Source organism: Pseudomonas sp. J380 (genome assembly GCF_009827115.1).
GTDB lineage: Bacteria > Pseudomonadota > Gammaproteobacteria > Pseudomonadales > Pseudomonadaceae > Aquipseudomonas > Aquipseudomonas paracarnis.
Genome location: NZ_CP043060.1, coordinates 5,393,871 through 5,416,839, shown reverse-complemented (window position 1 = coordinate 5,416,839; position 22,969 = coordinate 5,393,871). Strand labels below are relative to the sequence as shown.

General features: G+C 60.3%; 21 protein-coding genes and 1 pseudogene. 11 read left to right on the top strand and 11 right to left on the bottom strand.

The genetic code is table 11. From position 1 onward, the window contains the following. Nucleotides 1-27: 27 nt before the first annotated feature. From FXO12_RS24755 to FXO12_RS29475, 5 genes and pseudogenes are all read left to right on the top strand, one after another. Entirely contained in the window at nucleotides 28-2,592 is a 2,565-nt protein-coding gene (locus FXO12_RS24755; protein WP_034128615.1) for a TonB-dependent receptor, read from the top strand. A gap of 137 nt (nucleotides 2,593-2,729) precedes the next feature. Beyond that, nucleotides 2,730-3,338, top strand: a complete 609-nt coding sequence (locus tag FXO12_RS24750) for a biliverdin-producing heme oxygenase (RefSeq protein WP_054897661.1) — start codon at nucleotides 2,730-2,732, stop codon at nucleotides 3,336-3,338. Between the two features lie 169 nt (nucleotides 3,339-3,507). Beyond that, nucleotides 3,508-3,909 carry a YbaN family protein gene (locus FXO12_RS24745; protein ID WP_057975088.1) on the top strand — a complete coding sequence of 134 codons (402 nt, stop codon included), beginning with the start codon at nucleotides 3,508-3,510 and terminating at the stop codon, nucleotides 3,907-3,909. Nucleotides 3,910-4,047: 138 nt separating this feature from the next. Then, nucleotides 4,048-5,280: pseudogene (locus FXO12_RS29480) on the top strand (cache domain-containing protein); the annotation flags it as partial. A gap of 150 nt (nucleotides 5,281-5,430) precedes the next feature. After that, nucleotides 5,431-6,186 (top strand): methyl-accepting chemotaxis protein, encoded by a 756-nt coding sequence (locus FXO12_RS29475; protein WP_370706227.1) that lies wholly within the window; start codon nucleotides 5,431-5,433, stop codon nucleotides 6,184-6,186. Between the two features lie 145 nt (nucleotides 6,187-6,331). On the opposite strand, the gene FXO12_RS24735 is transcribed toward FXO12_RS29475, so the two are convergent. Further along, a complete protein-coding gene (locus FXO12_RS24735; RefSeq protein ID WP_038451385.1) occupies nucleotides 6,332-6,895 on the bottom strand; it encodes an NAD(P)H nitroreductase in 564 nt (187 codons plus the stop codon). 140 nt (nucleotides 6,896-7,035) lie between these two features. On the opposite strand from FXO12_RS24735, the gene FXO12_RS24730 reads away from it, so the two are divergent. The 3 genes from FXO12_RS24730 to FXO12_RS24720 are packed head-to-tail and all read left to right on the top strand — an operon-like array spanning nucleotide 7,036 to nucleotide 10,671. Then, entirely contained in the window at nucleotides 7,036-8,475 is a 1,440-nt protein-coding gene (locus FXO12_RS24730) for a di-heme oxidoredictase family protein (protein ID WP_057975086.1), read from the top strand. Between the two features lie 31 nt (nucleotides 8,476-8,506). Then, nucleotides 8,507-9,571: an imelysin family protein gene (locus FXO12_RS24725; protein WP_020301348.1), complete on the top strand. Its 1,065-nt coding sequence runs from the start codon at nucleotides 8,507-8,509 to the stop codon at nucleotides 9,569-9,571. A gap of 2 nt (nucleotides 9,572-9,573) precedes the next feature. After that, nucleotides 9,574-10,671, top strand: a complete 1,098-nt coding sequence (locus FXO12_RS24720) for a DUF1513 domain-containing protein (protein WP_057975085.1) — start codon at nucleotides 9,574-9,576, stop codon at nucleotides 10,669-10,671. A gap of 270 nt (nucleotides 10,672-10,941) precedes the next feature. Here the strand turns inward: FXO12_RS24720 and FXO12_RS24715 are convergent, their stop codons facing one another. The 5 genes from FXO12_RS24715 to colR all read right to left on the bottom strand — a co-directional run bounded on the left by FXO12_RS24715 (nucleotide 10,942) and on the right by colR (nucleotide 14,712). Further along, entirely contained in the window at nucleotides 10,942-11,169 is a 228-nt protein-coding gene (locus FXO12_RS24715) for a hypothetical protein (protein ID WP_003193932.1), read from the bottom strand. Beyond that, entirely contained in the window at nucleotides 11,166-11,885 is a 720-nt protein-coding gene (locus FXO12_RS24710; protein ID WP_019817333.1) for a lipopolysaccharide kinase InaA family protein, read from the bottom strand. Before FXO12_RS24710 ends, FXO12_RS24715 begins: the two co-directional genes overlap by 4 nt. Before the next feature lie 4 nt (nucleotides 11,886-11,889). Then, nucleotides 11,890-12,570: a class I SAM-dependent methyltransferase gene (locus FXO12_RS24705; RefSeq protein ID WP_003193934.1), complete on the bottom strand. Its 681-nt coding sequence runs from the start codon at nucleotides 12,568-12,570 to the stop codon at nucleotides 11,890-11,892. Between the two features lie 188 nt (nucleotides 12,571-12,758). After that, complete coding sequence (locus tag FXO12_RS24700; protein WP_054897666.1) at nucleotides 12,759-14,039, bottom strand: HAMP domain-containing sensor histidine kinase; 1,281 nt, start codon at nucleotides 14,037-14,039, stop codon at nucleotides 12,759-12,761. Then, on the bottom strand, nucleotides 14,029-14,712 hold the full coding sequence (gene colR / locus FXO12_RS24695; RefSeq protein ID WP_003208587.1) for a two-component system response regulator ColR: 684 nt from the start codon (nucleotides 14,710-14,712) through the stop codon (nucleotides 14,029-14,031). Before colR ends, FXO12_RS24700 begins: the two co-directional genes overlap by 11 nt. A 201-nt stretch (nucleotides 14,713-14,913) precedes the next feature. Here colR and FXO12_RS24690 point away from each other — a divergent pair, with 201 nt between their 5' ends. Beyond that, a complete protein-coding gene (locus FXO12_RS24690) occupies nucleotides 14,914-16,863 on the top strand; it encodes an LTA synthase family protein (protein ID WP_057975084.1) in 1,950 nt (649 codons plus the stop codon). A gap of 50 nt (nucleotides 16,864-16,913) precedes the next feature. After that, nucleotides 16,914-17,627 (top strand): phosphatase PAP2 family protein, encoded by a 714-nt coding sequence (locus FXO12_RS24685; RefSeq protein ID WP_034128623.1) that lies wholly within the window; start codon nucleotides 16,914-16,916, stop codon nucleotides 17,625-17,627. A 174-nt stretch (nucleotides 17,628-17,801) separates the two neighbouring features. Here the strand turns inward: FXO12_RS24685 and groL are convergent, their stop codons facing one another. From groL to FXO12_RS24660, 5 genes are all read right to left on the bottom strand, one after another. Beyond that, on the bottom strand, nucleotides 17,802-19,448 hold the full coding sequence (groL, locus tag FXO12_RS24680; protein WP_034128624.1) for a chaperonin GroEL: 1,647 nt from the start codon (nucleotides 19,446-19,448) through the stop codon (nucleotides 17,802-17,804). A gap of 50 nt (nucleotides 19,449-19,498) precedes the next feature. Further along, on the bottom strand, nucleotides 19,499-19,795 hold the full coding sequence (gene groES / locus FXO12_RS24675) for a co-chaperone GroES (RefSeq protein WP_017846112.1): 297 nt from the start codon (nucleotides 19,793-19,795) through the stop codon (nucleotides 19,499-19,501). A 245-nt stretch (nucleotides 19,796-20,040) separates the two neighbouring features. After that, nucleotides 20,041-20,517 (bottom strand): FxsA family protein, encoded by a 477-nt coding sequence (locus FXO12_RS24670; protein WP_034128625.1) that lies wholly within the window; start codon nucleotides 20,515-20,517, stop codon nucleotides 20,041-20,043. Nucleotides 20,518-20,583: 66 nt separating this feature from the next. Further along, the gene (locus tag FXO12_RS24665) at nucleotides 20,584-21,315 is read right to left on the bottom strand and encodes a HugZ family protein (RefSeq protein ID WP_057975083.1); all 732 of its coding nucleotides are present in this window, start codon (nucleotides 21,313-21,315) and stop codon (nucleotides 20,584-20,586) included. 102 nt (nucleotides 21,316-21,417) lie between these two features. Beyond that, nucleotides 21,418-22,425 carry a DUF481 domain-containing protein gene (locus FXO12_RS24660; protein WP_160049774.1) on the bottom strand — a complete coding sequence of 336 codons (1,008 nt, stop codon included), beginning with the start codon at nucleotides 22,423-22,425 and terminating at the stop codon, nucleotides 21,418-21,420. Between the two features lie 194 nt (nucleotides 22,426-22,619). On the opposite strand from FXO12_RS24660, the gene FXO12_RS24655 reads away from it, so the two are divergent. Beyond that, on the top strand, nucleotides 22,620-22,934 hold the full coding sequence (locus tag FXO12_RS24655; protein ID WP_054897670.1) for an MGMT family protein: 315 nt from the start codon (nucleotides 22,620-22,622) through the stop codon (nucleotides 22,932-22,934). Nucleotides 22,935-22,969 lie beyond the last annotated feature (35 nt).

Genomic DNA, 22,969 nt, shown 5'->3' with positions numbered 1-22,969 from the left:
TAAGATTCGTATCCCGGAGCGCTCTCGATGTCCTCTCGTTTCAACCGCCGGTCTGCTTCGCCCGTTTTGTCCTTGCTGACCGCCGCGATCCTGCTGGCTGGTGCGCCCGTCATGAGCGCCACCGCCGCGGAACCTGCCGCTCGCAGCCACGCCAATTACACGTTCAGCATCGAACAGCAGCCACTGGTTTCGGCACTTAACGCCTTTACCGCAGTGACCGGTTGGCAAGTCGGCCTGCCGGCCGAACTGGGCCAGGGCGTATCGTCCCCTGGCGTGCGCGGCCCGCTGCCAGCGGAAAAAGCCCTGGACCGGCTGTTGGTGGGGACCAACCTGAGCTATCGCAAACTGGGCACCAACAACATCGTGCTGGAAAAACGTAGCGCCGGCAGCGCCCTCGCCCTGCAACAGGTGACCATCAGCGCCACCCGCAATGAACAGGATGTGAACAGCGTACCGAGCACCGTCAGCGTGCACGACCGCGCAGAACTGGACCGCCAGAACGTCAACAACATCCGTGAACTGGTGCGCTACGAACCCGGCGTCTCCGTCGGCGGCGCCGGTACGCGCTCGGGTAACGCGGGCTACAACATTCGTGGCATCGACGGCGACCGCGTCCTCACCCAGGTGGATGGCGTCGAAGTGCCGGACAATTTCTTCAACGGCCCTTACGCCAAGACCCGCCGCAATTACGTCGACCCGGAAATCGTCAAGCGCGTGGAGATCTTGCGCGGCCCGGCCTCGGCCCTGTACGGCAGCAGCGCCATCGGCGGCGCGGTGAGTTATTTCACCCTCGACCCGGATGACATCATCAAGCCAGGCCAGGACGTCGGTGCCCGCCTGAAGACCGGCTACAGCTCCGCCGACGAGAGCTGGCTGACCTCCGGCACCTTCGCCGGGCGTGTGCAAGACTTCGACGGTTTGCTGCACCTGAGCCAGCGCAATGGCCACGAAACCGAATCCTACGATGGCAACAACGCCACCGGCCTGGCCCGTACCGGCGCCAACCCGGAAGATGCGCGCACCACCAACGTGCTGGCCAAGCTGGGCTGGAACTATGGCGATGACAACCGCCTGGGCCTGACCTACGAGAAGTTCAAGGATGACCGCGACGTCAATCTGAAAAACGCAGTGGGCGGCCCGTTCATCGGTGGCCGGGGCATGAACCTGTACCGCGACCGTCGGGGCAACGACACCATTACCCGCGAGCGCTTCGGCCTGGAAAACACCTTCGCTCTGGAGTCGCCGATTGCCGACCGCATCAAGACCAGCCTCAACTACCAGATCGCCAAGACCGACCAGACCACCGCCGAAATCTACCAGGCCGGCCGTCGCGTCCTGCGTACCCGCGACACCCTTTACGAAGAGAAACAGTGGGTCTTCGACGCGCAACTGGACAAGGCATTCAGCCTCGGCGAAACCGACCACCAAGTGACCTACGGCACCACCCTCAAGCAGCAGAAAGTCACCGGCTCACGCGAAGGCTCGGCCTCGTGCCTGGCCATTGGCGCCGGCTGCACCGCCATCGGCGCGCCAAGCCCGCAAGCGAGCGACAGCGTGAAGAAGGCCAGCGACTTCCCCGACCCAACCATCAACACCTACTCGCTGTTCGCCCAGGACCAGATCACCTGGGACAAATGGACTTTCCTGCCTGCCGTGCGTTATGACTACACCCGGCTCAAGCCCAAGCTGACCCAGGAATTCCTCAACACCGTCAACCCGACCGGCGCCTATACCGTCGATGGCAAAGACAAGACCTGGAACCGCGTAACACCCAAGTTCGGCCTCACCTATGCCCTGACCGACAACTACACCTGGTTCGGTCAATACGCCGAGGGCTTCCGTACGCCGTCTGCCAAAGCGCTGTACGGTCGCTTCGAAAACCTCAACCTGGGCTACACCGTCGAACCCAACCCCGACCTCAAGCCAGAAACCAGCAAAGGCATCGAAACCGGGATTCGCGGCAAATTCGACGAAGGCTCCTTCGATATTGCGGTGTACTACAACAAGTACCGTGACTTTATCGACGAAGACAACGCCGTGGTCGGCGGCACCGTGGAGCAATTCAAGGCGGTCAACATCAAGCGCGCCACCGTCAAGGGCGTGGAAGCCAAGGGCCGCCTGAACCTGGATACCTTCGGCGCGCCGAAGGGCCTGTATACCCAGGGCTCGGTTGCCTACACCTACGGTCGCAACGACGACAATGGCGAGCCGTTGAACAGCGTCAACCCGCTCAAGGGCGTGTTTGGCCTGGGCTACGACCAGGACAACTACGGTGGCCTGGTGAGCTGGACCCTGGTGAAAAAACAGGACCGCGTCGACAGCACGACCTTCCACGCGCCCGACGGCGGCACCGACGGCCCGTTCAAGACCCCGGGCTTCGGCATCCTCGACCTGACCGCTTATTACAAGGTGAGCAAAGACGTGACCGTCAACGGTGGCCTCTACAACCTCACCGACAAGAAGTACTGGAACTGGGATGACGTGCGCAGCTACGACAGCGTCGGCGAAGCCGGTGTGACCGGCCCGGCCAACCTCGACCGCCTGACCCAGCCCGGTCGCAACTTTGCGATCAACGTGATCTGGGACATCTGACCCATCCGCCTCACCTCGCCCCCATTGCATCCGCGGCGAGGTGAGGATTTTTTACTGTGCCGCGTCTTCTTGTTCGTCTAGTTGATAACAGCTCTCTTCAGGGCGCCCAGGCGCTTCTCTTCTCAAGGATTTTTTTCATGACCACTTCTTCCACCGCAGAACGTCCAAGCCTGCGCTCCCAACGCCTGAACCAGATCACCAACGAGCCGCACACCAAGCTCGACGCATTGGTGAAGGCTCACGCGCCGTTCGAAACCCAAGCCAACTTCGCCCGCTTCGTAGTGGCCCAGTACCTGTTCCAATCGGAACTGGTGGCCTTGTACAACGATGCCGAACTGAACCAGGTCATCCCTGACCTGGCCGCCCGCTGCCGCGCCGAAGCCGCCAAGCTCGACCTGGCAGACCTGGACACCGAAACCCCGGCCCCGGTTGCCGGTGCGGTGAACAACCCCAGCAAAGCCGAAGCTTTGGGCTGGCTGTTCGTTTCCGAAGGCTCCAAGCTGGGCGCTGCGTTCCTGATCAAGCGCGCCGTGGGCCTGGGCCTGAGCGAAACCTTCGGTGCCCGCCACCTGGGCGAGCCGGCCGGTGGTCGCGCCGAGGGCTGGAAAAGCTTCACCCGCACCCTCGACGGCCTGGCATTCAGTGCCGAAGAAGAAGCTGCCGTGGAAAAAGGCGCGATTGATGCGTTTGTGCGCTTCACCGTGTTGCTGGAACAGGCGTACGCTAGCGCCCCAGAACTGGCGTAAGTGTTCTGGTAGACAGCGGTTCAATGTGGGAGCTGGCTTGCCTGCGATGGCGGTGGGTCAGCGCCAGATGTTTAACCTGATACACCGCAATCACAGGCAAGCCAGCTCCCACACTTGGGTGCATTTCATGGCTGATAATGTGTAAACCTTCCCACCAGAAAACTGCAGCATGACCGGCAAACCCCAATCCTCCTCCAAAATCGCCCAAGTCCTCTTTGGCCTGCTGGCCTACGTCAGCCTGGGGATCGGCTTGGTTGCGATTGTGATACCGGGGTTGCCCACCACCGAATTCATCTTGCTCGCCGCCTGGGCCGCCACCAAAAGCTCGCCGCGCCTCAGCGCCTGGCTGGAAAACCACCGCCTGTTCGGGCCGATCCTGTCCAACTGGCGCAATGGCAAGATCATCGCCCGCCGCGCCAAGGTCAGCGCCACGCTGAGTATGTTGCTGTGCGCCGTGCTGATGCTGGTGATGCTCGATCACGGCTGGCCGGTGTACCTGGCAATTGCCGGGATGAGCCTGGGCAACCTGTGGATCTGGTCCCGCCCCGAGCAGCTCGAACGCCCCGTATAACGGCCGGTGTAGGCATTTTCCTACCGCTCATCGCCTATTGCTCATGAATTGATTTGTGACGCCGATGTTTCAGGTACGGCGCCGAATGGACTTGGCTCTTCTGCGTGCATTCCAACAAGTCCATTCGTGAGTGAACCTATGTTCGACACCTTCTCCATCCGCTTGAAAATCGTGTTGCTGTCCGGCCTGTGTCTGCTGGGTGTGATTGCACTGGTGGTCGGCATCAATATCTATAACACCAACCAGAACGATCGGTTGGTCAGTGATTCAAGCTCACGAATGCTCACCGCCAGCGTTGAGCAGTTGCTGCAATCCAAAGCGGCCGAACAGGCCACGCAACTGCAGAAGACCTTCGGCGAAAACCTGCTGGTGGTCACCGCCCTTGCCGACCAGATCAAAGACCTGCGTCAGTTGGGCACCCAGCGTTCCCTGGAAGCCGGAGCCCTGCGTGAAGAACTCAACCGCAGCGTCAAAACCGCTTTCGAGCGCAACACCAAGGTGCTGGGCATCTGGTTGTCGTTCGAGCCCAACGGGCTGGATGGTAAAGACAGCGAATTCATCGGCGACAAGGCGCGTGTCTCCAACGAAAAAGGCCGGTTTTCCAGCTACTGGAGCCGGGCTGGCGGCGAAAGCCTGAATACCGTCATGGTCGAAGATGACCTGACCAAGACCACCCTCAACCTCAGCGGTACGCCCTACAACATCTGGTACACCTGCCCACGGGACACGCGCAGCACTTGCCTGCTGGACCCGTACGAAGACACCGTGGCCGACAAACCGGTACTGATGACTACCATTTCCCTGCCGCTGATCGTCGACGGCAAAGTCATCGGTGTGGTCGGCGTAGACATCGCCCTCACCGCCCTGCAAGCGAGCACCGATGCTGCACAGAAAGACCTGTTCAACGGCGCCGCCCACCTGGAGATTCTGTCCAGCACCGGCCTGATCGCCGCCTACAGTGGTGAGCCGGGCAAAGTTGGCAAGAACCTGATCGACAGCATCGGCGCCGAAGGCAAGGAGATCGTGCAACTGCTGGCCAATGACCGGCCGGTTATCCGTGAACAGGACGACACCATTCGTGCCGTGTACCCCCTCAAGCCGATTGCCGGTGCCAAATCCTGGGGCGTGGTGATCAAGCTGCCCAAAGCGGTAATGCTTGCCGACAACGAAAAACTGCAAGCCGTGCTCGACGAGGCCCAGGCCACGGGCACGCTCAAAGCCTTGCTGGTGGCCGCCGCCGCTGGCCTGCTGGGCTTGCTGTTGATCTGGCTGACCGCTACTGGGGTGACCCGCCCTATCAATAGCGTGGCCGCCATGCTCAAGGACATCGCCAGCGGTGACGGCGACCTCACCCAGCGCCTGGCCTACGCCAAGAAAGACGAACTGGGCGAGCTGGTGAACTGGTTCAACCGCTTCCTCGACAAGCTGCAGCCGACCATTGCACAGATCAAGCAAAGCATCACCGAAGCTCGTGGGACGGCCGATCAGTCGTCCGCCATTGCGCGCCAGACCAGCGAAGGCATGCAGGTGCAGTTCCGTGAAATCGACCAGGTCGCCACCGCGTCGAACGAAATGAGCGCCACCGCCCACGACGTGGCCAACAGCGCCTCCAATGCCGCCAGCGCGGCACGCGGTGCCGACCAGTCGGCCCGCGAAGGCATGTCGATCATCGAGCAGAGCACCCGCGATATCACCACCCTGGCCGACGAAGTCAGCAAAGCCGTGGGCGAAGTCGAAGCCCTGGCGGTCAACAGCGAGCAAATCGGTTCAGTGCTGGAGGTGATCCGCAGCATTGCCGAACAGACCAACCTGCTGGCGTTGAATGCGGCGATTGAAGCGGCACGTGCCGGGGAAAGCGGACGTGGTTTTGCGGTGGTGGCCGACGAGGTGCGCAACCTGGCCAAACGCACCCAGGACTCGGTGGAAGAAATCCGCCTGGTGATCGAGCGTATCCAGAGCGGCACCCGTGGCGTAGTGGCGACCATGCACTCCAGTCAGCACCAGGCGCAGAGCAATGCCGGGCAGATCCATCAAGCCGTGCAAGCCCTGGGCAAGATCAGCGACGCGGTCACCGTGATCAGCGACATGAACCTGCAAATCGCCAGCGCGGCCGAACAGCAGAGCGCGGTGGCCGAAGAGGTCAACCGCAACGTCTCGGCGATTCGCACCGTGACCGAAACCCTGACCGGCCAGGCTACCGAGTCGGCGGCGATCAGTAGCCAGCTCAATGCGCTGGCCAGCCAGCAGATGAAGTTGATGGATCAGTTCAGGGTCTGACTCGGTTCTGAAACATTGCCCCCTGTAGGAGCGAGCTTGCTCGCGAAAAACGTCAACGATAACGCGTGCTTCCTGAATAAACGCGGCGCCTTTGAGTTCTTCGCGAGCAAGCTCGCTCCTACATATAGAGCAGGGCAGTGGTGAATTACCGGCCGGGCCAGGCCTGGACGAACGGCGTCAGGTCTTCCTTCGGCGCCGTACGCGGTGGGTTCTGCGGCGTGCCCAGGTAGAGAAAGCCAATCACTTCTTCATTCGCCGCCAACCCCAGGCCTTTAGCGACATGGGCTGAGTAGGACAATTCGCCGGTACGCCACACCGCACCAATACCCTGGGCATACGCCGCCAGCAGAATGCCGTGGGCCGCACAGGCGGCGGCCAGCAACTGCTCGGACTTGGGCACTTTGAAATGCTCTTGCACACGTGCAATCACCACCACCACCAGCGGCGCACGCAGCGGGCCGTTCTGGGCCTTGTCGATGGCGGCTTGCGGTGCGTCGGCGTCTTGCAGACGAGCGGCTTCGGCCAACAGCGTGCCCATCTGTTCACGGGCTGCGCCTTCGACGGTGAGGAAACGCCACGGGCGCAGTTGACCGTGGTCGGGCGCGCGCATGGCGGCGGCGAACAGCAGGTCGCGCTGCTCCTGGGTCGGTGCCGGGTCGAGCAAACGGGGCACGGAAACACGGTTGAGCAAAGCGTCGAGAGCCTGCATTGGCCACCTCCATAAAAAAATGTGCAGCCATTCTAGCGGGAAAGAATCGGGATGCCACCAAACGATAATTGCTCTTATTCAATCTGCCCTGCCCTGTTAGACTTTGCGCCTTAATTTTCTGCCCTCGTCCAGGAATCTCGATGTTCCGTGCGCTTTTGTACCTGCCTGCAGCGTTGATGGCTTTAAGCCTGACTGCTTGCGATGACGCCTCTCGCTTCACGAAAGCAGAGCCGGGTGAATCGCGGGCCGGTGGCGCGGCGACGGTAAACAAGCGCGACCAGAACGCCTTTTCCTTGCCCTCGGCCAACCTGGCGCCGACGCGGCGCCTGGACTTCAGCGTCGGCAACAGTTTCTTTCGCAACCCGTGGGTGATTGCGCCGTCCACCACCACGGCGCGCGATGGCCTGGGCCCACTGTTCAATACCAACGCCTGCCAGAACTGCCATATCAAGGATGGCCGTGGCCACCCGCCGCTGCCCGACGCGCCCAATGCCGTATCGATGCTGGTGCGCCTGTCCATCCATCCCTCTATTACAGAGCAGCCAGCCTACGCCAAGCTCATCGAACAGATCGGCGTGGTACCCGAGCCGGTCTACGGCGGGCAACTCCAGGACATGGCCGTGCCCGGCGTTGCGCCGGAAGGCAAAGTGCGGGTCGACTACACACCGGTCAACGTCAGGTTCAAGGACGGCACGCTCGTTCAATTACGCAAGCCCGACCTGCAGATCACCCAACTCGGCTACGGCCCGATGCACCCCGACACACGCTTCTCGGCGCGTATCGCCCCGCCGATGATTGGCCTGGGCCTGCTCGAAGCGATCAGCGATGCCGATATCCTGCGCAACACAGACCCCAAGACCGCCGACAAAGAGGCTATTGTCGGCCGCGCCAATTGGGTCTGGGATGACGCTGAGGCCAAAACTGTCCTCGGGCGTTTTGGCTGGAAAGCCGGGCAGCCCAACCTCAATCAACAAAACGTTCACGCGTTTTCTGGTGATATGGGCCTCACCACGTCCCTGAGACCCTTTGATGACTGCACCGACGCCCAAGTGGCCTGCAAGCAGGCGCCCAACGGCAATGGCCCGCAGGGTGAACCGGAAGTCAGCGATAACATCCTGCGCTTGGTGCTGTTCTACACCCGCAACCTCGCGGTGCCCGCACGTCGGGACGTTGATACGCCGCAAGTGCTGGCCGGCAAGAACCTGTTCTACCAGGCCGGTTGCCAGGGCTGTCACAAGCCCAGCTTCACCACCGCCGCCAATGCCGCCGAACCTGAACTGGCCAACCAGTTGATCCGCCCTTACAGCGACCTGCTGCTGCACGATATGGGCGAAGGCCTGGCCGACAACCGTAGCGAATTCAAAGCCACCGGCCGCGACTGGCGCACCCCGCCGCTGTGGGGTATCGGCCTGACGCAAACCGTGAGTGGCCACACCCAGTTCCTGCATGACGGCCGCGCCCGCAACCTGCTTGAAGCCGTGCTGTGGCATGGCGGTGAAGCCCAAGCGGCGCAGCAACATGTGTTGTCGTTCAATGCCGAGCAGCGTGCCGCGTTGCTGGCGTTCCTGAATTCTTTATAAGCTTTGCCCCACTTACAGAAGGGAGCTCGACATGTTTCGTCCCAAGTTGTTGTTCACCAGCCTCGCCGCCCTGGCCTTGGGTGCCTGCTCGCCCCAAGACCCGCAAGCAGTGACCTCGGCAGCCATCGCCAAGCAAGTGATCCTGCCGACCTACAGCCGCTGGGTTGAGGCCGACCGTCAGTTGGCCGTCAGCGCCTTGGCCTACTGCCAAGGCAAGGAAAGCCTGGACACCGCCCGCGCTGACTTCCTGCACGCACAAAAAGCCTGGGCCGAGCTGCAACCGCTGCTGATCGGCCCGCTGGCCGAAGGCAACCGGGCGTGGCAGGTGCAATTCTGGCCAGACAAGAAGAACCTGGTCGGCCGCCAGGTCGAGCAACTGGTCAGTGCCCAGCCGCAGATCGACGCCGCGGCCCTGGCGAAATCCAGCGTGGTGGTGCAGGGCCTGTCGGCCTACGAATACATCCTCTACGACGCCAAGCCCGACGTCGCCGACGAAGCCCAGAAAGCACGTTATTGCCCACTGCTGATGGCCATCGGCGAGCGCCAGAAAGTCCTGGCCGAAGAGATCCTGGCCAGCTGGAACAGCACCGACGGCATGCTCGCGCAAATGACCAAGTTTCCGAACCAGCGCTACGCTGATTCCCACGAAGCCATCGCCGATCTGCTGCGCGTGCAAGTGACCGCCCTGGACACCCTGAAGAAAAAACTCGGCACCCCAATGGGCCGCCAGACCAAGGGCATCCCGCAACCGTTCCAGGCCGATGCCTGGCGCAGCCAGTCGTCCCTGCAGAGCCTGGAAGCCAGCCTCGCCGCGGCTCAGACCGTGTGGGTGGGCGTGGATAACAAAGGCCTGCGTGGCCTGCTGCCGGCGGACCAGAAGCCACTGGCCGAGAAAATCGACGCCGCCTACGCAGCGTCGCTGAAACTGTTCGCCAGCAACCAGCGCACCCTCAACGAACTGTTGAACGACGACGCCGGGCGCCAGCAACTCAACGACATCTACGACAGCCTCAACGTAGTCCACCGCCTGCATGAAGGTGAACTGGCCAAGGCGCTGGGCGTACAACTGGGCTTTAACGCCAACGACGGTGACTGATGATGCTCAGGCGACAGGCTTTGGCGGTGGGCAGCGTGCTGCTCAGCGCTATCACCTTGGGTGGCTGGACGCTGTTCAAGCACAAAGACAAAGGCCCGCTGCTGCTGTCGGCGCGCGATGACGCCGACGGCAAGCACTACGCTGTCGGCTATCGCCTGGACGGCAAGCCGGTATTTGCAACCCAGGTCGGCCAGCGCTGCCATGACATCATCAACCACCCGACGTTGCCGATTGCGTTGTTCGTCGCCCGTCGCCCAGGCACCGAGAGTTACCTGATCGACCTGCGCGATGGCAGGCTGCTGCAAACCATCACCTCCAACGCCAACCGCCATTTCTATGGCCATGCGGTGATCCACAAGAGCGGTGACTGGCTGTACGCCACCGAGAACGACACCTCCGACCCTGGCCGCGGCCTGTTGGGTGTGTATAAGTTCGAAGGTGAGCGGCTGGTGCACAGCGGCGAGATATCCACTCACGGCATCGGCCCGCATCAAGTCTCGTGGATGCCCGACGGCGAGACGCTGATCGTGGCCAACGGTGGCATTCGCACCGAAGCCGAAAGCCGGGTAGAAATGAACCTCAACGCCATGGAGCCGAGCCTGGTGCTGATGCGCCGTGACGGCAGCCTGATCAGCAAGGAAACCCTGGCCCAGCAGATGAACAGCGTGCGGCACATGGGCATCGCCAGCGATGGCACCATCCTCACCGGGCAACAGTTCATGGGCCCGTCCCACGAGCGTTCCGAGTTGCTGGCGATCAAGCGACCGGGGCAGCCGTTCGTGGCGTTCCCGGTGGCTGATGAACAGTTGCAGGCGATGGGGCATTACACCGCCAGCGTGGCAGTGCACAGCGAACTGCGCCTGGTGGCGTTGACAGCACCTCGTGGCAATCGCTTTTTTATCTGGGACATGGACACCGCCGAACTGCGCCTGGATGGGCCCTTGCCTGACTGTGCGGGGGTGGGTGCGGTGGCGGATGGATTTGTGGTGACATCCGGTCAGGGCCGTTGCCGCTTCTATGATTGCCGCCAGGAAAAGTTACTGGCAACACCACTGGAGTTACCGGCGGGGTTCTGGGATAACCACCTGCACCTGGTCTAAAGACCGACGACATCAAAATGGCTGATCGTTCCCACGCTCTGCGTGGGAATGCGACCCGTGACGCTCTGCGTCACTGGCGCTAACGGACGAGACGCAGAGCGTCTCAAGAGGCATTCCCACGCAGAGCGTGGGAACGATCATGAACGCGCCCATCCTGGATGAACGTGTCGTCTGCGGTTTTTTCGCGAGCAAGCTCGCTCCTACAACAGTTGAGGTGTCAGACACAAAAAAGGGCCTTGCATCGCAAGGCCCTTTTTTGTGTCTGACACCTCAACTTTGCGGCCTCATCGCTTGAGACATGCCGAACATGAATAACAACAGTTCATGGTCGGGCTTGGCCGCCACACTCGTCTTGGCAATGCGTGGCAGCAGGCATTGCCCGCCACCGTCTACCGCACTCAACACTTGTGTACGAGGTTGTTCCCATACCGCCAGGGCCAGGGCTGCAACACCCAATGCCCCGACCAGAAACAAACCTCGTGCTATTTCTAGCTTCATCTGGTTAAACCCTTGATAGCGCTGCCAAACGCCGTCTCGTAAAAGTAGCTGAGTTTTTTCCAGTCGGTATCATTCCACGACGAATGGCGACGCAATTGCAGCATGTCGTGGGACGCGGCCCGATAAGCGGTCAGGCGCTGGCGGCATTTCTCAAAGTCCAGCAGGGCCACTTCCACAGTCGCCGCATCAGGCTCACCGGTCACCCGCACGAAAATGTGCTTGATATACAGGCAACCGTGTTGCCAGCGGCCTTTGTGCATACGGGCCAAGGTGCCGGCCAACTCTTGCAGCAGGCGCTCGTGGACCGCCTCGCCATACTGTTCGCGGCCACCGGCGGCGTACCAGTTTTCAATCTCGTCGAAACCGTCCAGAGACGCGGTGACCAACAGGGCTTTCCATTGGTGCTCCGGGTCGCGACGTGCTTCGCAAAACACCAGTTCCGGCACACGCACATCCAGCAAACGCAGGCCTTTGAGGGCATCGCGTTCACGCAGCACGGTCGGACGCCCAAAGGGGTGCAGCCAGCTACGGTAAATGTGGCCGGTCTGGCGCTTGCAATAGAGCAAACGGCCATTAGGGCTTATGACCCGTTGCACGCCACTTTCACCACCACGTCGGCGGTTGGGTTCTTCGACCCACTCACCCTGTTGACGCCAGAAAAAATCAAATCGTTCTTCGGGAGCTACATGACTGCCTACTACGCACTCAACTGCCATCCTGTTACCTCTTGCGCAATACATACACTCGCCACATGGCGTAGAGCGGTATGAAGTCCAGGGATTCCTGAACACGGAAACCGGCCTGCTCGAATTCTGCCTCGACAGTAGCAGCCGGTAACACAAACCGGTTTTGGTAACCTTCTTGCTCACCTTTTTTGCGACGACGCACTTCGCTGCGCTTGCGCTTCCAAGCCTTGAAATTGCCGTCTACCCACAGCGAAATAATCACGCTGTCGCGGGTAACACGTTGAAACTCGCGAAGTATTGTCAGCCTGTGCTCTGGCTCACCGATGTGGTGCATCAAGCGCATGCAAAAAATACTGTCGACGGAGTTATCTGGCAAATCGATATCAAAGGCAGAGGTCTGCAAAGGGCGTACCCGTTTCACCACCTCTGCCGGTTGGGCAGCTGTGGCGATCTTCAACATCGACGCCGAATTGTCAGCTCCGATAATCACACGGTTGGGTTTTTCGGCCAGCAACGGCCAGAAACGTCCAGCACCACACGGCAGGTCCAACACCAGCCCCGGCTCGCCGGCCATGGCCAGCGCACCGCGCGCCAACTGCTCGTCGCGCTTGTGGGACAACCGGCGAGCCAGATTGTCCTGATGCTTGAGCAAATATTTCTGGGCGTGTTGATCGTCGTACTTATCAGAAAATTCCAGCTTGATCGGGGAAGGCATCTTACGTCTCCAGTAACTGATGCCTACGACCTTAAGCAGCGAACTGTGATCAACAGGTCAACTCGTTGTGAAAATCTTGTCCTGTCCAATTGCATACATTTCAAGACTTTACAGAAACATTCAGTAGCACCGGGCCATCTTCGCCGAAAAGCACGCAGTCTGCATCAGCAAAACGACAGACTGAGTGGTCAGGTTTTGACTGGGTTGAGCTCCACATGAAAACGGCAGCCATTAGGCTCCATGGTGCTCAGGCTCACGCTCCAACCCTGGCTTTCGCAGATCCGCTGCACCAGTGACAGGCCGAGGCCAAGGCCCTCGCCACGCTTCTCGCTACCGCGCACGAACGGCTCGAACATCGCTTCGCGCTTCTCTTCGGGGATGCCGACACCGGAGTCCTCCACCGTGAAACCACTGGGCTCCAGGGTCAGGCGGATAAACCCGTGCTCGGTGTAATGCAGTGCGTTGCGCAGCAGGTTGCCCATCACCGCATGCAAGAAGGTGGTGTTGTAGCAGGTGTCCAGGGGGTTGCCTGGCAGGTAGATCAACGTCAGGCCTTTTTTCTCGATGGGCTCGCGCCAGATACCGAGCAGGTCTTCGGCCACCTGGGTGAGGTTGCCTTGGGGCGAACTGGCGGCGTCGTCGTGTTTGGCGCGGGCCAGCATCAGGAAGGTTTGCACCAGTTCGCGCATTTCTTCACAGGCACGGGCAATTCGTTCTACCTGATTGCGACCGCGCTGATCGATGGCCGGGTTTTCGCGCAACAGTTCGCAGGAGCTGGCCAGGACCATCAAGGGCGTGCGCAACTCATGGCTCACATCGCTGGTAAACAATTGCTCACGTGACAGCGCCTGGCGTAAACGACCCAAGGTGGCGTCGAACGCCACCGCCAGTTCGCCCACTTCATCGGCGGCGTAATCCGGCGCCAGGGGCGGTGCCAGGCCCAACAGTTGGTCACGATGACGGACCTGACGGGCCAGGCGTACCACCGGCGCCATCACCTTGCGGGCCAGCACCCAGCCGAGGAACGCCGCCAGCGCCAGGCTGAGTACGAACCCCACCAGCACCACCGCAAACAGCACGCGCTCACGCTCTTCGAAATCGCTCTGGTCTTGCAGCAATACATAACGCCGGCCGTCGACCACTTCGACCATGGCGTGGTACGACAGCGCCTCGCGAAACACCTCATGGAACCCCGGGTCCAGATGGCGCAGATCCTTGGGCAGTTCAAAATCGCCACGCCCGCCGCTGAAATAGAACAGCTGGTCCGGTTCTGGCCGGTGGCTCCAGTCTTCAACGCTGTCCATCAGCAACAGGCGCTGCAGGTCACCCCCCAGGCCAGCCGAGATCAACTTCTCCTCCACCAGGTGCACCGTCGCGATGATGCCGATGGCGAAGGCCCCCGCCACCAACGCACTCATCAAGGCGAAGGCGATGATGATGCGCTGGGCAAGGCTTTGCTTAAACTCCATCACGACCCTCGGCCAGGCGATAACCCACACCGTGCACCGTTTGCAGTAGCGGTTTGGCGAAGGGCTTGTCGATCACTTGACGCAATTGATGAACGTGGCTGCGCAGGCTGTCGCTGTCCGGGCAGTCGTCGCCCCACAGGGCTTCTTCGAGAATTTCCCGGCGCAGAACGTGCGGGCTTTTTTGCATCAGCACGGCGAGCAGTTTCAGGCCTACGGGGTTGAGCTTGAGCAAGCGCCCTTCGCGAGTGACTTCCAGCGTATCGAGGTCGTAGTTCAGGTCACCCACTTGCAGGGCACGACGCCCGCCGCCCTGGGCACGGCGCAACACCGCTTCGATACGGGCGGCCAGTTCCGACAAGGCGAAGGGTTTGAGCAGGTAATCATCGGCGCCGGACTTGAAGCCCTGCAGCCGGTCGTCCAGTTGATCGCGAGCGGTAAGCATGATCACCGGCGTGTCGCGGCGCGCGTCTTCGCGCAGGCGTTTGCACAGGGTGTAGCCATCGATGCCGGGCAACATGATGTCGAGCACGATCAGGTCGTAATGCTCGGTGGCCGCGAGGTGCAGGCCCGACAAACCGTCCTGCGCACAGTCCACTGTGTAGCCTTTGAGCCCCAGGTAGTCGGCCAGGTTGGCGAGGATATCGCGGTTGTCTTCAACCAATAGAATTCGCATGGGCAGTGTCTCCGTACGCGGTAACGGCCGTGTTGGCTCGCGCAGCTTAAGGCCAAGCGGGGCTCAGGGATAGAGCGCAGAGCCCCGCCGATAAAGCTTTTCAACTGTTTTTAGAGCCAAACAAGTTTTTCACTATAGCTTCACAAACTAACTACAGTGTCAGGACGAAGATCGCCCCCCATTGATATAAGGAACTTGGACATGGGTTTTTTCAAAACAGCGCCAATGCGCTATTTGCTGTTGATTACCGGTGCCTGGTTACTGGTTTTCCTGCTCACCCGCAGCGTGCTGCTCATTACCCACCTCAATGAGGTCAGCGGCAACCTGTTGTCCGTGTTTGGCGTGGGTTTGCTCTACGACTTGGGTTTCCTGGCCTATGCAGCCTTGCCGCTTGGCCTGTATCTGCTGCTCTGCCCACCCGCCCTATGGCGCCGCCGTGGCCATCGCTGGTTCCTGCAAGCGGTGCTGACCGTCAGCCTGTTCGCCATGCTGTTCACCTCTGTAGCCGAATGGTTGTTCTGGGATGAGTTTGGCGTGCGCTTCAACTTTATCGCTGTCGATTACCTGGTGTACTCCGATGAGGTACTGAACAACCTGCTGGAGTCTTATCCGATCGGCAAGCTGCTGAGCCTGCTGGCAATGCTGGCGTTGATTCTGAGCGTGGCTCTGCGCAAACCCTTCAATGCCGCGATGGCAGCGCCATTGCCTCCATTGCGTGGCCGTGTGATCAACGCCCTGGGCCTGCTGGTGCTCGCCGGCCTCAGCCTGCAACTGGTCAGCCAGGACAGCCCGCGCACCCAAGGCGGCAACGCGTACAACAACGAATTGGCCAGCAATGGCCCCTATCAGTTCTTTGCCGCGTTCCGTAACAACGAACTGGACTACACCCAGTTTTACAAAAGCCTGCCGACCGACGTCGTCGCCAAGCAGTTGCGCGCCGAACTGAGTGAACCCAACGCCCGCTTTATCGACCAGGACCCGCTGGATATTCGCCGTGCCATCACCAACCCCGGCACACTGCGCAAGCCCAACATCGTACTGGTGACCATCGAGAGCTTCAGCGCCAAGTACATGGGCAGTAATGGCGATACGCGCAACCTCACGCCCAATCTGGATGCGTTGCGCCAACAGAGCCTGTACTTCAATAACTTCTACGCCACCGGTACACGCACCGACCGCGGCCTGGAAGCCATTACCCTGGCAGTCCCGCCGACGCCGGGGCGTTCGATCGTCAAGCGCATCGGCCGCGAAAGCGGGTTCGCCAGCCTGGGGCAACAGCTCTCGGCCATCGGTTATGACAGCGTGTTTGTCTATGGCGGGCGCGGTTACTTCGACAATATGAACGCGTTCTTCAGCGGCAACGGCTATCGGGTGGTGGACCAGAGCAGCGTGCCAGAGTCGGAGATCTCGTTCAAAAACGCCTGGGGCATGGCCGACGAAGACCTGTTCAAACAGACCTTGAAACTGGCCGACGCCGACTACGCCAAGCAACAGCCGTTCCTGCTGCAACTGATGACCACCTCCAACCACCGTCCTTATACCTACCCGGACGGGCGCATCGACATCAAATCCGGCAAGGGTCGCGACGGCGCGGTGAAATACACCGACTACGCCATCGGCCAGTTCCTTGAGGCAGCGCGCCAGAAGCCGTGGTTCGATAACACGATTTTCGTGTTCGTTGCCGACCACACCGCCGGCAGCGCGGGCAAGGAAGACCTGCCGATCACCAACTACCAGATCCCGCTGTTTATCTACGCGCCCAAGCTGATCGACGCACGGGAATCCGCCCAACTGTCCAGCCAGATCGACCTGGCGCCAACCTTGTTGGGCCTGCTCAACCTGAGCTACGAATCGACATTCTTTGGCCGCAACCTGCTGCAAGACAACCCATTACCTCCACGGGTGGTGGTGGGCAATTACCAGCACCTGGGTCTGTTTGATGGCAAGGACCTGGCAATCCTCAGCCCGCGCCAAGGCTTGCGTCGCCACGACCAGGCCCTGGGCGAGAGCCAGGAGCTGCGCGTTGGTAGCGATGACCCCTTGATTCAACGGGCGATCACCTACTACCAGGCCGCCAGTTATGACTACAAACAGCAACTGCTGAGCTGGAAAGCGCCCAAGGAAGAGGCACCAGTCTTAAGCAAACGCTAATCAAAAAGCCCCGCGCAGGTGAGCGCGGGGCTTTTTTACCAAGGTTCGAGATGAAATCCCCCTCCTCTTTACCGGTTTCCAAACCGCTTGATTTTTGGCTGTGCCTGGGCCTGCCTGCCAGCGCTGCAGTGGCCTTGCTGTTGCTGGAGCTGACGTCACTGGACATGGACCTGGCCAGGCTTTTCTACAGCGCAGAGGCTGGCGGCTTCATTGGCCGCTATAGCTTCTTCCTTGAAGACATCCTGCATGACCGTGCCAAGCAACTGGTGATCCTGTTTTCGGTGCTGGCGATTCTGGGCCTGGTCGGCAGCTTCATCCTGCAGCGACTCAAACCGTACCGCCGTGAACTGGTGTGCCTGGTGCTGTCGCTGGGAATGGCGACGGCGTTCGTGTCGCCATTGAAAACCATCACCGCCGTGCAATGCCCCTGGAGCCTCAAGGAGTTCGGCGGCCAGGAAACCTACAGCGAACTGCTCAGCCCGCGCCCACCTACCGATAAACCCGGCCGTTGCTGGCCCGGCGGACATGCCGCCACCGGGTTCGCCTTGTTCGCCTGGTTCTTTGCCTTGCGGGATCGACGGCCGCGGCTAGCCCGATATGCGTTCATCTTTGCCGTCAGCCTGGGCAGCGTGTTTTCAGTCAGCCGTATGCTGCAAGGGGCGCATTTCTTTTCCCACAATGTATGGACAGCGATCTTTTGCTGGCTGATCTGCCTCGGGCTGTATTGCTTGTTGCTGTACCGACCTAATCGCATTCTCCTGTAGGAGCGAGCTTGCTCGCGAAAAACGCACAGGCGCCGCGTTTACTCAGCAAGCACGCTTTACCGTTGACGTTTTTCGCGAGCAAGCTCGCTCCTACAGAGGAAGGCAAGCCGCTCATAAAAAAGCCCCGCCTGCATCACTGCAGGCGGGGCTTTTTAAAGCGCCGGGTAGGCTGGCTTACATCATGCCGCCCATGCCACCCATGCCGCCCATGTCTGGCATACCGCCGCCAGCCGAGCCTTCTTTCTTCGGTGCTTCAGCGATCGCAGCTTCGGTGGTCAGGATCAGACCGCCGATGGAGGATGCTGCTTGCAGCGCGGAACGAGTCACCTTGGTTGGATCCAGGATGCCCATTTCGATCATGTCGCCGTACACGCCAGTCGCAGCGTTGTAACCGTAGTTACCTTTGCCGTTCTTGACTTCGTTGACCACAACGCTTGGCTCGTCGCCGGAGTTAGCAGCGATCTGGCGCAGCGGAGCTTCAACGGCACGGCGCAGTACAGCGATACCGACGTTCTGGTCAGCGTTGTCGCCGGTCAGGTCAGTCAGGGCTTCCAGAGCACGGATCAGCGCAACGCCACCGCCAGGTACCACGCCTTCTTCAACGGCTGCACGGGTTGCGTGCAGGGCGTCTTCAACGCGGGCCTTCTTCTCTTTCATTTCAACTTCGGAGCCAGCGCCAACCTTGATCACTGCAACACCGCCAGACAGCTTGGCCAGGCGCTCTTGCAGTTTTTCACGGTCGTAGTCCGAGGAAGTCTCGGCAACCTGGGCACGGATCTGAGCGATACGGGACTCGATGTCGCCTTCAACGCCAGCACCGTCAACGATGATGGTGTTTTCCTTGGACAGGGTCACGCGCTTGGCACTACCCAGGTTTTCCAGGGTGGCGCTTTCCAGGCTCAGGCCGATCTCTTCGGAGATAACGGTACCGCCGGTCAGAACGGCGATGTCCTGCAGCATGGCCTTGCGACGGTCGCCGAAGCCTGGAGCCTTGACGGCTGCAACCTTGACGATGCCACGCATGTTGTTCACAACCAGAGTCGCCAGGGCTTCGCCTTCAACGTCTTCAGCCACGATCAGCAGTGGGCGGCCGGCTTTGGCAACGGCTTCCAGCACTGGCAGCATTTCGCGGATGTTGGAGATCTTTTTGTCGACCAGCAGGATCAGCGGGCTGTCCAGTTCGGCAACCATGGTGTCCGGCTTGTTGACGAAGTACGGGGACAGGTAGCCACGGTCGAACTGCATGCCTTCTACAACCGACAGTTCGTTTTCCAGGCCCGAGCCTTCTTCAACGGTGATCACGCCTTCTTTACCGACTTTTTCCATGGCTTCGGCAATGATGTCGCCGATGGAGCTGTCGGAGTTGGCAGAGATGGTGCCTACCTGAGCGATGGCCTTGGTGTCGGCGCATGGCTTGGACAGGTTCTTCAGCTCTTTGACGATGGCGATGGTCGCCTTGTCGATGCCGCGCTTGAGGTCCATCGGGTTCATGCCGGCAGCAACGGCCTTCAGGCCTTCGTTGACGATCGACTGAGCCAGTACGGTTGCGGTGGTAGTACCGTCACCTGCGTCATCGTTGGCACGGGAGGCAACGTCTTTGACCAGCTGCGCGCCCATGTTTTCGAAACGGTCTTCCAGTTCGATCTCTTTGGCTACGGAAACGCCGTCCTTGGTGATGGTCGGAGCGCCGAAGCTCTTCTCGATGATCACGTTACGGCCTTTCGGGCCCAGGGTCGCTTTTACTGCGTCAGCCAGCACGTTGACGCCAGTGAGCATTTTCTTGCGGGCGGAGTCGCCGAATTTAACTTCTTTAGCAGCCATGATCGATATTCCTTAAATACTTTGTAGTAACGGGAAAATGAGCGGGGAAATCAGCCTTCCAGTACAGCGAGAATTTCGTTCTCAGCCATTACCAGCAGGTCTTCGCCGTCGACTTTCACAGTGTTGCTGCCGGAGTAAGGGCCGAAAACAACCTTGTCACCCACTTTCACGGCCAGCGCACGTACTTCACCGTTTTCCAGGGTCTTGCCTGGGCCAGCAGCGACGATCACACCGTGGTTGGCTTTTTCAGCAGCCGAACCTGGCAGAACGATCCCGCCAGCGGTTTTCTTTTCTTCTTCGCTGCGACGGATGACGACGCGGTCGTGCAGAGGACGAAGCTTGCTCATTGTCGATCTCTCCTAATTGTGTTTTTCATCGGCCGGTTCAATCCGGCGGGTTAAATTCCGGCGGTGCCGGTCGCGGCTCGCTGGGCGAGACGCGGAAGTCTGTCTAGTGTCACCACCAGAAACCTTGCGGTGACCGTTACATAAGGGCGCCCAGGCTTATTACAAGGGGCCGAGGATGAAATTTTTTGTGTCGGCTCAAGGGTAAATGCAACACGGCACCCGAAGGTGCCGTGCCGGTGAAGCGGTTATTTGTTGTCGCGGTGTTCGAATTCGCCTTCGATCACATCACCTTCACGCCCCAGGGGTTGGCGCGGAGCCGGACCGCCACGGGGTTGCAGGTCGTCGGCGAACGCACGCTGGCGCATGGCGGCCTCTTCAGCACGCTGGCGCATTTTGCCGGCCAGCAGCTTGCGGGTGAATGGCAGCAACAGCACCAGGCCAAGCACGTCGCTGATAAAGCCCGGCAGGATCAGCAAGCCACCGGCCAGGGCCATCATCAGGCCCTCAAGCATGGTCTGGGCCGGCAGTTCGCCGCGGTTCAGGCTTTCACGGGCACGCAGCGCGGTCGCCAGGCCGGCGACACGCAGCACCAGGACGCCGAGCATGGAGCCTACGATGATCAGCAACAGCGCCGGGAAAAACCCGATCGCACCGCTGACTTTAACGAATACGAACAGCTCCAGCACCGGGAACAGCAGAAAGAGCAATAAAAAAGGGCGCATCAAATGGTTCCTCAACGCAAGAATGCCTTGCCAGTCCACCTTAGATGACGTCGCCGTTGTGTAAATTCAAGCGTCAACCGTGGTTTTTTTCGGCCACACCTCGGCGTGAGCCAATGAAACCAGGGCTTCGCGTACTTGTGTCGGTGTGTTGCAAGGCGTCTCGAAAGGCAACCAGTGCAAGGATTGGCCGATACGCAAGTGCATGCCTTCGCTGTCGATGCCGGCCAGCTGTGCCGGCTCGCTGGTCGGCAAACCGCCGAGGTCGACGTAATGGGCGATGGCCTTGGTGTGATCGCTGTTCATGTGCTCGATCATGCTGCGCTCGGCCTTGCCCGCAAACGGGTTGGCCAAGGTTAACTGGTCGACCCAATGGATCGCGCCAAACCCACCGATGTAACGGTGACGGACGGGGTTGAGCACCCAGAAATCGAAATCGTGGGCCTTGTGGTAGTTGGCCGAATCAGGGAAGTAGCGGTAGTAGCGCTCGGCCGCAGCTTCGATGACGGCCGGGTCTTCCAGCTTCTCGGCTTCGGCCAGGTAGGTCAGGCGCCCCACGGCTTGCACATCATCGGCCTCGCGCTCACCCACCAACAGCGAACACTTGGGATCTCTTTGCAGGTTGTGGGTGTGCTGGGCAATGCGGCTGATCAGGATCAGCGGGCGGCCCTGCTCGTCCAGGCAGTAGGGCACCACCGAGCCAAAGGGAAAGCCGGGCATGGCTTTGGACTGTGTGGCGAGCGCCCCACGGTATTCCTTGAGCAACAGCTCTCGGGCGTTCTTGGCAACCTGCGTGCTCAATAGATGACTCCTCGGGTGTTCCGCCGCCCATGGCATATGGGAATGGATCTCAACACAAGGTAATCAATATCTGCGCAGGTTGCCAGAGTGGCCGACGCCGGTTTACCAGGCCACGCCGAAGCCTGCGGTGTAACGGGTCTTGCTCAAGCTGCTATCGGAGTCGCCGCTGATGACGTCACGCTCGGCCTTGAGATTGAGGGACGCCCATTCGGTGACTTTGTAGCGCAGGCCCATCTCGGCATCCAGGGAGTAATCGGCCGGACCGTCCAGAGGCTTGCCCAATTCGCCGTTGGTGAAGAACTCCACGGTCTTGCCCACCAAGTAGCGGTTGTAGTTCCACTTCATGGCCAGAGAGTAGAAGTTGTCCTTGCCGCCGTCGGCATATTCGTAATCGGTACGGTTGACCAGCGATCCGAGGGAGAACGCGCCCAACTCATCGTCCCAGAACTGGTAGCCCGGGCCGGTACCCACGGTGCGCTGGCGCGCCAGGTCTTCGACCTTGTCGCGCTTATAAGTCAGGCCCCCCTGCCAGAACCAGTGCTCGGTGATAAAACGGTCCAGGTCGTATTCCAGGGCCCAGTTGTCGGTGGTGGTGACGTCGTCCTGGAACTCCCGGTTATATTCGCCCTTGCCCGTATGACGCCACTGGCCGTGACGGGCCGAGGTCTTGAAGTCGATGTCGTAGTCGTTGGTGTCTTTGTCCGCGCGTTTGTAGTCCAGCGCCAGGTCGACATTACCCTTCCACACCAGGTCTTCGATCACGGGCTTGGGCTTCATGATCTGTTGGATACTTGCCAGTTCCACCGTCTTGGGCGCCTCGCCATTGGCCAGCACCACCTTGCCGTCATCCGATGCCTGCAAGGACTTGGCCTTTTCACCGCTGTAGGCGTCCTGCTTGACCAGCAGCTCCTGGTCACTTTCCAGGGTTTTGACCTGCTTCCAGTCCACCGGAATGGAGCCTGCGTAGTCGGTTTGGATCAGCAACTTGCCACCGTCGAAGACTTTGATCTTGCCGGTGAGCCGGTCACCGTTTTTCAACCAGACGGTATCGGCGAGCAAGGGCGTGGAAGCACTGAAAACAGCAAGGCACAACAGGGTTCTGGACAACATAAGCAAGTACGGGACTCGGGGTTGGCGAAAATAAGGGGCGTTATAGTGTTACATGGCTAGAACTGACTCAAGGATTTATATTGAGTTCAATACTCATCGTCATGTTTACAGACGTTTCTGACAAAACAACGACGATCTCAACGGATATCCCCACAGTGATCCTACCCGCCGATACGCCACAAAGCCCCGCCGAGATGCGCCGCACCGCACTCTACCTGACGTTGTCGCAGGTGCCCGAAGGCTGCGTGGTGAGTTACGGCGAGCTGGCCCACCTGGCCGGTTTGGGGCGGGCTGCCCGCTGGGTCGGGCGCACCCTGAGCCAGTTGCCGCAAGACACGCGGTTGCCCTGGCATCGGGTGCTGGCTGCCGGTGGTCGGATAAGTTTGCCGGTGGGCAGTGCCTCGGGTGACGAACAACGTGCGCGTTTACGTAGCGAAGGCGTCACCATCCTGAACAATCGTGTTGATATTCAGCGTCATGGCTGGCGCCCGGTAGAGCACAGCGGTTAGAGTGCGCGCTTTGTTTCCGCAAATCTGAGGCAGAC